Raw genomic sequence first — 11,442 nt, forward strand, 5'->3', positions numbered from 1 at the left:
CACTACCAATTGGTGATTGACCTGGTTTCGGGCTAGGTAGGTCACTCTCCCACCAGCGCGATTATGACCCAATTCCCTGATCACTTTGAAATCATGACTGGATAAGTCTAGAAAATTGCTCATGAGTATATCTAAAAGCCAACGAGAGCACTCCCGTTATAGCGACAGCTTAACGGCGAGATGAATCTTTGCAAATCAATAATCAACCCGACAGGGTTACCTTTGGAGTACACTTTTAGATTAAGTCTACTAGCAGATTGGCTGACTTGAGCAGAAATATGATATGATCAGACGATGCTGAGACTGACCTACGAGTTCAAGTTAATTACCACCTCAGAGCAAATTACCATTATTGAAGAAATATTGGTGGTTTGTAGAAAAGTTTGGAATTATGCTTTGCGAGAGCGAAAAGACTGGATTAAGAGTAGGAAGTGTTCAGTTAATGCCTGTTCTCTTGAACAGGAATATATTATCCCTGCCGATGCACCATACCCAGGTTACAAGCAACAAGCCGCTAGTTTAACAAAAGCAAAAAAAGCCATACCATTACTCAAAAATACGAATGCTCAAGTTTTGCAGCAAGTTCTCAAGACACTTGATCAAGCTTTCAAGAATATGTTTGACCAGGGTTATGGCTTTCCTCGGTTTAAGAACAGATACCGGATGCGGTCGTTTGTCTTTCCACAGTTTAAGACTAATCCCATTATCAACGATTGGATTAAACTCCCTCAAATTGGTTGGGTAAGAATGCGGTTGTCTCGTCCAATTCCAGAGAGTTTTAAACTTAAACAAGTTCGGGTTGTCAGACGAGCAAGTGGGTATTTCGCAATGCTGGCTTTGCAAAGTGATGTCAGTCTTGGTGATCATCCCGCCTGGGGACATCCCCTAGGTATTGATGTCGGGTTAGACAAGTTTTTAGCAACTTCTGATGGAGAGTTGGTAGAACGTCCTAAGTTCTTAAAGGAACTACAAGGTAAGCTGAAATTGCTACAACGTAGATTAAAGTTGAAGAAAAAGGGTTCTGCAAATAGACATAAACTCAATCAGAAGATTGCAAGACTCCACCAAAAAATTTCAGATACTCGGAAAGACTTTCACTTCAAGTTGGCGAATCATTTGTGTGATAAAGCTGGGATGATATTTGTTGTTGGCGAAGCCTGTCCGAAGGACATAGACCTTGACTTCAGAACATGGGCAAAGGGAATGTTAAGCAAACATACTCTTGATGCAGGTTTTGGTCAATTCTTTAACATCTTGGCTTGGGTCTGTTGGAAACGCGGGGTATATTTTGACAAAGTTGACTACAGATACACCAGTCAAATTTGCCCGAATTGTGGAGCGCAAACAGGCAAGAAAGACTTGTCTGAACGAATTCACAAATGCCCCGAATGTCAATATGAAATCAACAGAGATGTCGCAGCCGCTCAAGTTATTTGTCAACGAGGTATCACTGCGGTCGGGCAGATCGTGGATGAAATTGACTGTCTAGGCGTACTGTCGGGTGAGCGTAAGCTTACAGATAAGTGCCGCAAAAGCAGTAAACCCAGATCGTGAGGTTTGGGAATCCCTGGGTATAATCTCCGATTTACCGAGGGGGGATGTCAACGGCTACATCAGAATCAAGCTAGGCAGCAATAGGCAAATTTTAATCCTTTCGGTTAGGCTGGGCTTACCTTGCTTGTATTTACGATAGCTTGCTGATTGGGGAAGGGGAGCGACTAGATAATTTTATTTAATATGCTGGAACGATAAGTCTATCACTCATACCCACTACCAAGTACCCACTTCTGAAGTAATGGACGAAGCAGCAGTGGTGAAAAGATACAGGTTACTGCGGAAACCATTGCCATAGCTGCAAATACTTCAGGGGGAACTGCCCAGTCACCAAGATACCGTCCCCGCTGCATAATCACCATAGCAATTTCTGCCCGGGGAACCATACTAATACTAAGCAATACAGCGCTAGACCAGCCTACTGTCAACATGGCTGGACCTCCGGTACCAATGATTTTCCCAAGGACTGCTACTATTACTAAAATGCTACCGAGTCCTAGGGCTGCTGTCAGTGCTTGGGACTCTAGCTGCAAGCCAATGTTAATAAAGAAGAAAGGGACAAACAATTCATAGAGGGCGCTAAAGGAGGCATCTAGCTTGACAGCTTCTGGATCGCGACTGAACACAAGTCCAGCAAAAAAGGCTCCAACGGCAACAGAAAATCCTAGTAATCCTGCTAAAGCGGCAATAATGAAGCCTGTGCCAGCGACCATCAGCATGGGATCGGGAGCAGGTTCGATTTTCTCAAAGAAACGGGTCAGTGGTCGTTCAAAATAGTTGAAAAAGACTAAGCAGAACGTGCTGAAGAAGACGACCTTCAGCAGAAAAGGTCCAAAGATTTGAGTCAAGACGGGCAAGAAGTTAGCCTCGACTTCTCCATTGAGGACTGGCACGACCGCAAAGAGTAGAGACATCAGTACAATCGCAGCAATGTCATCCATTTCAGCAATATCGAGCAATAGTTCCCCGTTGACCGAATTCAGTGCCTTGGCTTCTTGCCAGACACTGACTGAGATCCCGACACTGGTTGCGATCAGAGCTATGCTAATGAATAGGCTGGGAATTAGGGGGAGTTGGAGGAGGAAATAGGCACTGACAAAACCCAGAATGCCGCTCAAGATCAGGTTCCCCACCAGGATAATGCTAGCGCGAGGCAGTTGACTTAGCAGTCCAGACAGGTTGCTCTCTAGACCCACCCGAAACAGTAGGGAGATAATGCCCAATTCTGCAAAAAAACCATAGACTTCTAACACCTGTGCCGATAACAATTGCTCTTGAACATCCACCAGCCTCATCAAGAAACCCAGAAGCAAATAACCAACTATAGCAGGCATACCAACTTGCTCTAGACCAGCCTTGATTAGAATGGTGAGGATCAGAGTCGCTCCAACTAGCAACACTAGTAGCAAGATTATAGACTCCTCTTCAATCACGCTTGCTCTCCTTTTCAATCCAGTACCAAGCATTCAGGCATCCCAAGACAACACCGACAAACAATAACATCAATGTCCAGGAATATCGACTGGCAAATTGGGTATCAATCCAAACCCCTAAAGCAATGCAAAGCAATGCCGGAATGGTCACAGACCAACCCACCATGCCGAACATTCCTAAGGCAAACCAGATATTTTTTTTCTCTTGTCGAGCCTTGAGTTTACGGGCTGCTTTTCTTTCCACCTGTTTGTGAAAGAGATGCCAAAGGGCTTTAGAGTTTTTTTTGTCATCCTCAAGTTTTTTCATTAGCTTCGTAGCTCCTTGAAACGACGCATAATACTAGCCTCAAACTTAGCCAGGGCTGAACGGGTTAGCTTCTCTCGTTCATCCAAAACCCGAAACTGTTGCTCTACCGTTTGCTTGAGTTGATCTAGGTTATCAGAACACACGGCATTCAGGGTCGAAACTAAAACTTCCGCACCACACTTGACTAAAATCCCTTCATCAACCGCAATAAAGGCTTCCTTTCCTGATTCTAATTCAAAGGAAAGTATACCTGGAACTAAGGCAGCAACAAAATCGATGTGGCGCGGCAAAATGCAGAAGGAACCATTTTCCGCCTCGGCAATAACTTTGGTTACTGGTCGCTCAACCAGCACTTCAGTAGGAAGTAGCACTTTAAGGATCATAAGCCGAGTTATTAGGATATTATAGTATTGCTTGTAAGGATAGACTCTAGTTGGATATTTTTTTATTAAATATTCTTAATAATATGGATACAATGGTGACTATAAATCTAGTTTTTTAAAATTGCACAATACCGTTAATTTAGGCGGATTATAGTTAATAATTACGACTTTTTGTAGCTTCATCAACTTTGCCAATCATGTAGAGGTACTGCTCTGGATAGTCAGAAAACTCATCATTGAGAATGCGATCGCACCCTTCTAGAGCATCTTCTAAATCTAGGCTCCTCCCTTCGAGCCCAGTAAATTGCTTAGTAGTAAAGAAAGGCTGAGTCAGAAATCGCTCTAGTCGGCGGGCGCGATAGACAATCTTTCGTTCACTTTGAGCGAGTTCTTCTAAACCGAGCATGGCAATAATATCCTTAAGTTCTTCATAGTTTGCTAAGGTCTTGCGAACGGCTTGGGCAATTTGGTAATGGCGATTCCCAACCACTTGAGGGGTCAGAATCTTGGAGGCAGATTGGAGAGGATCGATTGCTGGATAAAGTCCCTGACTGACTCGTTTTCGGGAGAGGACAATAGAGGCAGAGAGATGGGAAAAAGTGTGAACAGCAGCAGGATCGGTAAAGTCATCGGCTGGAACGTACACAGCCTGAACCGAAGTAATCGAACCCCTTTTGGTGTTGCAAATCCGTTCTTCGAGTTCCGCTAGTTCCGTTGCCAGAGTCGGCTGATAGCCCACCCGGGAGGGGAGTTGTCCCATCAAGCCAGATACCTCCGACCCAGCTTGAATAAAGCGGAAGATGTTGTCGATCATCAGCAGCACGTTTTTGTTATTATCGCGGAAATACTCTGCCATGGTTAGGGCCGCGTGTCCCACTCGGAAACGAACACCAGGGGATTCATTCATTTGCCCGAAGATCATAACCGTGTTCTGGAGCACCCCTGCTTCCTTCATTTCACGATAAAGCTCCTCTCCTTCCCGGGACCGCTCCCCAATACCGCAGAAAATGCTAACCCCTTCATAACGACTAAACATATTGTTGATAAGTTCGGTAATTAAGACAGTCTTACCGACTCCAGCCCCTCCAAATAAACCAGCTTTGCCACCTCTTTCTAGGGGAGCAAGGACATCGATTGCCTTAATGCCCGTTTGGAAAATTTCTGTAGTAGTTACCCGGTCATTTAGGGATATAGGATGGGCGTGAATTGAGCGCCAATTTCCGCCTTGTAAATGTTCCTCTCGATCCACTGTCTCTCCAAAAACATTAAACATCCGACCTAGCAACCGTTCTCCCACTGGAACTTGTAAAGGATGACCTGTATTGATAACAACAGACCCCCGTGCCAGTCCTTGGGTTGGAGTCAGGGCGATAGAGCGTACCAACTCAGAATTGATATAAGTGACAACCTCGAGGGCAACTTTGCCATTATTTCCGGCTTTTAGCAAATCGTGAACTTTAGGCAGTACTTGGGGAAAATAAACATCAATGATACTGCCTCGAATTGAAACAACCTTACCTTGGGTAGCTAGATTTGAGTCTTTCTGTTGATTTGTGATAGTTGGCTTCATAGTTCGCTTAGCTTATATCATGTCCGGATAATTAGTAATCAAAAACCATCTCCGATTAAACCTTACTTCTTTACTTTTGACTTCAGCATAGCTGCCTTCTGCCTTCGATTCGGGCAAGCGTGTAAGTATTCAACCGGAGATGATATTATTAGGGTTGACGCACTGACTCAAAGCCAGAGACAATATCGAGGAGTTCTTCAGTAATTATTGTTTGACGTTGATGGTTAAACTCCGCCTGGAGTTCAGCCAGACGTTCTTGGATATTTTTTTCTGCAATCTGCATCGAAGCAAGACGACTAGCATTTTCGCTCGCTAATGACTCACAACACGCCCGGTAGAGAGAGACAAAGAAATGTTGGCGGAACACGGCAGAAATTAAGCGTTCTTGACTCATGGTAAATGTGGGCAGAGTGCGGGAAGTCCACTTTTTCTGCTGCAACTGCTGCAGCCAGGGTATATTAATCGGAAAGATTTGCTGTTGGTGCGGACTATAGATAGAGCTAGAGATAGGACGGTTATTAAATACTAAAATCTGGTCGATTTGACGCTCTCGACGCCATTCTTCTAGGGTCAACACCGTTTCCTGCACTATCGGTGCGATCCCTGCAATTGACCCTGGTACTATAAAACATCTCTCACTCCTTTGCCCTGCTGCTTCCAAGCGATCCCTAATCCGTGTACCCACAGTCAAAACTATCCGGTTATTGGGTAAGCTCTCCAAGCTGTTGATTTGTTGTAGGGCAAACTCAGCAATCCGCTCATTAAACTGACCACACATACCCTGGTCAGAGCCAAACACTACGATACCAAGGCAATTGGTAGGGACTGGTTTCATCCCGGCTAAGCTTTCAGGGCGGTTTTTCAACAGAATCTGAATTCCCATTTCTAGGGTGCGGTTATACTCTGTCAGGGATGCCACAGCCTTTTCATACTGGCGAATACTTACTGCTGCCATTGCTTTCATGGTCTTGACCACAGATTGTAGGTCTTTAGCAGTGTCTATTTTGCGTTTTAGGGCTTCAAGGGTCATTGGTTATTGGAAGGAATGGAACAGGTTTAATACCAGATCCGCTTATTAATATACCGCTTTTATTAGGATAATTAGCAATAGTTTTATAATCCTAATAAAGTAGTAGTTAACCATAATTTTAAATCATAAATTCATGATCAATCGTTTATTAATTGGCTGAAATTTAACAGCGCTTGGCGATCGCCCTCACTCAGTTTTTCTCCTACCTCAATTCGGCGACATACCTCGGGTAATTGTTCGACTACAGCCTGACGTACAGACCTTTCTGCTGAACTAACCTCTTCTAGGGGCAGCCGATCAAACAGCCCTTGGGTAACAGCTAATAGCACGACGATTTGCTCAGCAACAGGAATCGGTTCGTACTGGCGTTGTTTGAGGACTTCCCGTACCCGCTGACCTCTTTCTAGACTTTGGCGAGTTGCCTCATCTAGTCTTGTTCCAAAGCGAGAGAATGCCTCCAATTCCTCAAACTGGGAGTAGGATAGCCGCAGAGCCCCTGCTACAGAGCGATAGGCAGGTAACTGGGTTTTTCCTCCTACACGAGAGACGGATTTACCTACATCTATAGCGGGTAAAATACCTTTTTGAAACAAGTCGGGGGTGAGGTAAATCTGACCGTCAGTAATAGACACTAAGTTAGTAGGGATATAGGCAGATAAATTCTGGGCTTCTGTTTCTACAATCGGTAAAGCGGTCAACGAACCCCCTCCTAGGTCGGGGCGCAGATGGGTGGCTCGTTCCAGTAGACGGGAATGGATATAAAAAATATCACCTGGAAAAGCTTCTCTACCAGGAGGACGACGCAGCAATAGGGACAATTCACGATAAGCACGGGCATGTTGGATCAAATCATCATACACGATCAGGACATCTCGTCCCCGCTCCATAAAGTATTCTGCCATGGTAGTAGCAGCATAGGGAGTAATGTACTGTAATCCAGCCGGTGTTTCTCCTCCAGCGACAACAACTATGCAATAGTCCATCGCTTTATACTTGCGCAAGTCAGCAATCAGTTTGGCAACAGCCGAACTACGCTGACCAATAGCACAGTAAACACAAATTACATCTTTATCTTTTTGATTCAGAATAGTATCAAGAGCGATCGCAGTTTTTCCAGTTTGGCGGTCTCCCAGAATCAACTCTCGTTGTCCTCGACCAATGGGAATCAGGGCATCGATCGCCTTAATCCCTGTTTGGAGAGGTACAGTTACAGGAGCACGATCCATAATTGCTGGGGCTTCTCGCTCGATCGGTTGTCTTTCTACAGTGGAAACTTTCCCCCGATTATCCAGGGGACGACCGGTACCATCCACAATTCGCCCTAGTAATCCCTCACCCACAGGAACATCTAGCACTCTTCCGGTGCGATAGACTTCACAACCTGCTTTCAATCCCTCGCTTTCGTCAAGCAGGATAATGCCAACTTCATCGGAGTCTAGGTTGAAAGCCATCCCCAGGCGATCCCCTGGAAACTGCACCAATTCAGAGGATTTGACTCTGGGTAAACCTAGGGCACGAGCAATCCCATTACCTAGGTACGTTACAGTACCCATCTCCTGAGCTTGTAATTGGGCGCGATGGTCAGCCAAAATCTGCTCAGAAACCCTGACTATTTCATTGACGACAGCTTTTAGTGGCTCAGAATCCCTGTTCATAATTATAGCAGTCGAAGTAAAGGTTAATACATTTTTATTTTCCCTGTTCCCTTGAAACAGAGATAATATATTATCTCTTCAACTATACTTATTACTATAGCATTTATTCAGTATGCTAAGGTACAAATTTTAGTTAGGGTTTTAGGAGTTCAGAAGTCACCTACGGCAGGGTTTACGCCTACATAATTTCTGAATTTCTGAATTTTTTATTTTTGTAAATATTTGTAAATATTATAAATTACTATACCTCATTTCTTTGATAAACACTATAGCTTAGAGCATGTCATCAATTAGGATAATTGACTTTTTGATCATTGTGTGTATATCCTGTCGGGAGCATTAACACCCTTATTCATGGGAGAGGATTAAAGAGCTTTTCCCAGGTAGGGAAGGGACTCTCAGCTGATGGGGTGACAAGCAGCCTTGTTGGCCTGACTGGGCTGAGGGGGTGAGACCCCCTAGTGTCACATCTCAAATGAAAATGCTATATAAAAAGGAGTCTTGTCAGAAAAGGGTTTCAAACCCAGGATTTTTTGAGAAGACGATAGAACTCTTCAAGCGGACTTGATATGATCCTCAATTTGCTTGCTATAGCAATGGCTTTTATTGCTGGCTTAGGAATGGGATTGTTCTACTTCGGTGGTCTCTGGCTAACGGTTCGGCAACTGCTCACCACTAAGCATCCTTTTCTGTTGTTAATAGTCAGCTTGCTGCTGCGCTTAGGGATCGTTCTGGGTAGTTTATACCTAATTGTAGATAGCTTTTTCGGAGCGGAATTAATTATACTTCTTTTAGCTTGTCTCTTAGGATTTATAATAATCCGTAATATTTTGATAGTAGTTCAAGCCAAACCCACGAGCTTAGGGTTCTTTAGGCGTGGGATGTAGGGTTAGCGCTGAAAAAGCACCGTGAAAATTTATGAATCTGACTCCAGATCAAATAGTTGTTTGGCAATGGGGGTCGTTCACCCTTAATGCTACTCTAGTTTTTACCTGGCTTGTGATGGCATTTCTGGTACTATTCTCCTGGTTCGTCACCCACAAGTTATGCTCCTCAACTGCTATCTCCGGAGGCCAGAATCTCCTGGAAGTTATAGTGCTTGGAATTAGCAACCAAATCCGGGAAGTTAGTGAACAGGAACCAGAGCCTTACTTGCCCTTTGTGGGCACACTGTTTATATTCATTGCTGTTTCCAATGTACTGAGTATTATCCCTGGCTATCAACCTCCCACCGGTTCCCTGTCTACCACTGCTGCACTCGCTATCTGCGTATTTTTCGCGGTTCCCCTCTACGGTATCAGTAAGCAGGGCTTACGGAGTTACCTGAAACAGTACCTAGAGCCAAATCCAATCATGCTACCTTTCAACATTATTGGGGAGTTTTCCCGGATTCTGGCACTAGCAGTACGTTTGTTTGGCAATGTAATGAGCGGTACAATGATTGTCGGGATTTTGCTTTCTATTGCGCCTTTGTTTTTTCCGACTATTATGCAGCTAATGGGGTTATTAACGGGACTGATTCAAGCTTATATCTTCGCTATTCTGGCAATGGTTTACATTGCTGCTGCTACAACAGTAGAGCACAGCAAAAATAAGGAAACAGGAGAACTCAAAAATGGATAATATTGCACTAATTGGTATGGCATCAATTGTGACGGCGGGACTAACAATTGCGATCGGCTCCATTGGTCCTGCTTTGGGTGAGGGACGAGCTTTAGCGCAGGCATTAAGTTCCCTGGCACAACAACCGGACGAAGCCAAGACTATTACTCGCATCCTATTTGTAGGGATGGCCCTGGTAGAATCGACCGCAATTTACTGTTTTGTCATCACTTTGATCATAATTTTTGCCAATCCCTTTTGGAACTACGTTGTGAATCAAGCCGGGGGATAAGTCATGCTAATTGATCCGTTTATCACTGTTGCCCAAATTATTAACTTTCTCATCCTTGTTGCTCTTCTCAAGCACTTCCTCTATGGTCCGATTACCAAAGCAATGGAAAAACGAGAGCAAAAAATTACCACTCGTCTCCAGGAAGCAGCAGCAAGGGCTGAAGACGCCCAACGGGAAGCCGACCTTTATCACCAAAAACAAAAACAACTAGATCAGCAACGAGAAAAACTGCTCAACCGCGCCAAACAGGAGGTTGAGCAAGAGCGTCAAGTGTTAATGAAACAGGCACGCTCTGAGGTTGATACCATGGGAGCAAAATGGTACGAGGCACTAGAGCTGGAAAAACAGACTTTTTTACAGGAGCTACGACAACGAGCAGGTCAGCAGATTACTAGGATAGCTCGTCGTGTTTTGGGGGATCTTGCCAATGTAGACTTGGAAGAGCAAATCCTAGAAACTTTCATCGAACGTCTTGATCACCTTGATGATTCCCAGCTACAGATGATGCGTTCTTCCTCCTCAACCCCAAATCCAGGAAATGAACTGTTGATTCGTAGTACTTTTGCAATTTCCCCAGAAAAGCGTTCCCAGCTTATTCATGCTATCAGCAAACAAATTGGGATGGAGGTTAAGGTCAGCTTTGAGACAGTATCTGAAGCAATTTGTGGCATTGAACTGCTCGCTCGCGACTACAAGCTCTCCTGGAATTTGGACCATTACTTGAAGGAGCTGGAGCTGGATATGGAACAAGCATTGGCAATTCAAATCTCAGAACCAGTCTAGGTAGAGTTTTCTGTAGCACTCATAACGGTTATTCAGGAGTTGTGCTGATCATGTATAGCAATTCTCAGCGACGTTTGATGACAAAGCTGATCTTTTTAAGGCAGAAGGCAGAAGGCAGAAGGCAATAGTAAAGATGGTTTTAAGGGAATGAGTGTCAAAGAATAGTGTACCTCATAACTGCGATAAACGCTATAAGTATAGGACTTCTATAAACAGCAAAATTGCTAAAAATAGAAAATCCTTACAAACCAGTGCAGCTAAGCTGTACTAGTCAAAAAATATAGGATAGAATTCGGTAAAGACTTGGATTAAACTAGAACTTTACCGTTTTTTTATTAGCTTTTTAATTAGCTAATCGCTATCAACATCCGGTCAGGGTTATGCTCCAACAATTATAATTAAAACGTTATAAAAATTATTATATCGGTTACACCAGTTACCATGTTTATATTCTAGCAATTACGACTCAGCTGACGGCTGACAGCTGACAGCTGAATGCTTACTATGCTAGAACTAAGGTTAATATTTCGTTGATCAAACTGATGCTCAAAAGACTTGTCACTGGTTAACTAGATATCAAATGGGTTCTATAACACGCTAAAGATGGATAGCAATATTGCTTCTAGGATGTCCTATGAAACTGATCAAACGCACTACGCTCCATTATCAAGCTGGTAACTCAGATAAAATCTACGAAGTCGATCTGTGTGATTTCGGTAACGAGCAGTATATCGTTAACTTTCGCTATGGACGCCGTGGCAAGACCTTGAAAGAAAGTTCAAAAACTGCTCAGCCGGTAGCTTTAGCTAAAGCACAACAAGTGTTTGATCAGT

Annotated in this window: 12 protein-coding genes; 6 read left to right on the forward strand and 6 right to left on the reverse strand. The window is 43.9% G+C overall.

The genetic code is table 11. The features are described from left to right. The first annotated feature begins 294 nt into the window (after positions 1-294). Positions 295-1,554 carry an RNA-guided endonuclease InsQ/TnpB family protein gene (locus tag F6K37_RS20865; RefSeq protein ID WP_287251866.1) on the forward strand — a complete coding sequence of 420 codons (1,260 nt, stop codon included), beginning with the start codon at positions 295-297 and terminating at the stop codon, positions 1,552-1,554. 203 nt (positions 1,555-1,757) lie between these two features. Here the strand turns inward: F6K37_RS20865 and F6K37_RS20870 are convergent, their stop codons facing one another. From F6K37_RS20870 to F6K37_RS20895, 6 genes are all read right to left on the reverse strand, one after another. Then, positions 1,758-2,987 carry a cation:proton antiporter gene (locus F6K37_RS20870; RefSeq protein ID WP_287251868.1) on the reverse strand — a complete coding sequence of 410 codons (1,230 nt, stop codon included), beginning with the start codon at positions 2,985-2,987 and terminating at the stop codon, positions 1,758-1,760. Continuing rightward, entirely contained in the window at positions 2,980-3,294 is a 315-nt protein-coding gene (locus F6K37_RS20875) for an AtpZ/AtpI family protein (RefSeq protein WP_287251869.1), read from the reverse strand. The genes F6K37_RS20870 and F6K37_RS20875 overlap by 8 nt, the downstream gene beginning before the upstream one ends. Further along, positions 3,294-3,677, reverse strand: a complete 384-nt coding sequence (locus F6K37_RS20880; protein ID WP_287251872.1) for a F0F1 ATP synthase subunit epsilon — start codon at positions 3,675-3,677, stop codon at positions 3,294-3,296. Before F6K37_RS20880 ends, F6K37_RS20875 begins: the two co-directional genes overlap by 1 nt. A gap of 154 nt (positions 3,678-3,831) precedes the next feature. Beyond that, positions 3,832-5,247, reverse strand: a complete 1,416-nt coding sequence (atpD, locus tag F6K37_RS20885) for a F0F1 ATP synthase subunit beta (protein ID WP_287251873.1) — start codon at positions 5,245-5,247, stop codon at positions 3,832-3,834. Positions 5,248-5,395: 148 nt separating this feature from the next. Continuing rightward, complete coding sequence (locus F6K37_RS20890; protein ID WP_287251874.1) at positions 5,396-6,277, reverse strand: F0F1 ATP synthase subunit gamma; 882 nt, start codon at positions 6,275-6,277, stop codon at positions 5,396-5,398. Positions 6,278-6,414: 137 nt separating this feature from the next. Continuing rightward, entirely contained in the window at positions 6,415-7,932 is a 1,518-nt protein-coding gene (locus tag F6K37_RS20895) for an alternate F1F0 ATPase, F1 subunit alpha (protein ID WP_287251876.1), read from the reverse strand. A 569-nt stretch (positions 7,933-8,501) separates the two neighbouring features. Between F6K37_RS20895 and F6K37_RS20900 the strand changes: the two genes are divergently transcribed. The 5 genes from F6K37_RS20900 to F6K37_RS20920 form a co-directional block, all read left to right on the forward strand. Next, positions 8,502-8,819 (forward strand): ATP synthase subunit I, encoded by a 318-nt coding sequence (locus F6K37_RS20900; protein WP_287251879.1) that lies wholly within the window; start codon positions 8,502-8,504, stop codon positions 8,817-8,819. A gap of 31 nt (positions 8,820-8,850) precedes the next feature. Beyond that, complete coding sequence (locus F6K37_RS20905; protein ID WP_287251881.1) at positions 8,851-9,555, forward strand: F0F1 ATP synthase subunit A; 705 nt, start codon at positions 8,851-8,853, stop codon at positions 9,553-9,555. Further along, entirely contained in the window at positions 9,548-9,826 is a 279-nt protein-coding gene (locus F6K37_RS20910; RefSeq protein ID WP_287251883.1) for a F0F1 ATP synthase subunit C, read from the forward strand. Before F6K37_RS20905 ends, F6K37_RS20910 begins: the two co-directional genes overlap by 8 nt. 3 nt (positions 9,827-9,829) lie before the next feature. Continuing rightward, complete coding sequence (locus F6K37_RS20915) at positions 9,830-10,609, forward strand: F0F1 ATP synthase subunit B family protein (RefSeq protein ID WP_287251885.1); 780 nt, start codon at positions 9,830-9,832, stop codon at positions 10,607-10,609. A 634-nt stretch (positions 10,610-11,243) separates the two neighbouring features. Further along, positions 11,244-11,442 (forward strand): hypothetical protein (locus F6K37_RS20920; protein ID WP_287251887.1); only part of this gene is annotated, 199 nt, incomplete at its 3' end.

Origin of the sequence: Moorena sp. SIO4E2 (genome assembly GCF_010671945.1) — a bacterium.
Taxonomy (GTDB): domain Bacteria; phylum Cyanobacteriota; class Cyanobacteriia; order Cyanobacteriales; family Coleofasciculaceae; genus Moorena; species Moorena producens.

Bases quoted from the DNA above. Each gene is read 5' to 3' on its own strand.
- atpD (WP_287251873.1), bottom strand. From the start codon at position 5,247: ATGAAGCCAACTATCACAAATCAACAGAAAGACTCAAATCTAGCTACC.
- F6K37_RS20910 (WP_287251883.1), top strand. From the start codon at position 9,548: ATGGATAATATTGCACTAATTGGTATGGCATCAATTGTGACGGCGGGA.
- F6K37_RS20865 (WP_287251866.1), top strand. From the start codon at position 295: ATGCTGAGACTGACCTACGAGTTCAAGTTAATTACCACCTCAGAGCAA.
- F6K37_RS20895 (WP_287251876.1), bottom strand. From the start codon at position 7,932: ATGAACAGGGATTCTGAGCCACTAAAAGCTGTCGTCAATGAAATAGTC.
- F6K37_RS20900 (WP_287251879.1), top strand. From the start codon at position 8,502: ATGATCCTCAATTTGCTTGCTATAGCAATGGCTTTTATTGCTGGCTTA.
- F6K37_RS20880 (WP_287251872.1), bottom strand. From the start codon at position 3,677: ATGATCCTTAAAGTGCTACTTCCTACTGAAGTGCTGGTTGAGCGACCA.
- F6K37_RS20890 (WP_287251874.1), bottom strand. From the start codon at position 6,277: ATGACCCTTGAAGCCCTAAAACGCAAAATAGACACTGCTAAAGACCTA.
- F6K37_RS20915 (WP_287251885.1), top strand. From the start codon at position 9,830: ATGCTAATTGATCCGTTTATCACTGTTGCCCAAATTATTAACTTTCTC.
- F6K37_RS20875 (WP_287251869.1), bottom strand. From the start codon at position 3,294: ATGAAAAAACTTGAGGATGACAAAAAAAACTCTAAAGCCCTTTGGCAT.
- F6K37_RS20905 (WP_287251881.1), top strand. From the start codon at position 8,851: ATGAATCTGACTCCAGATCAAATAGTTGTTTGGCAATGGGGGTCGTTC.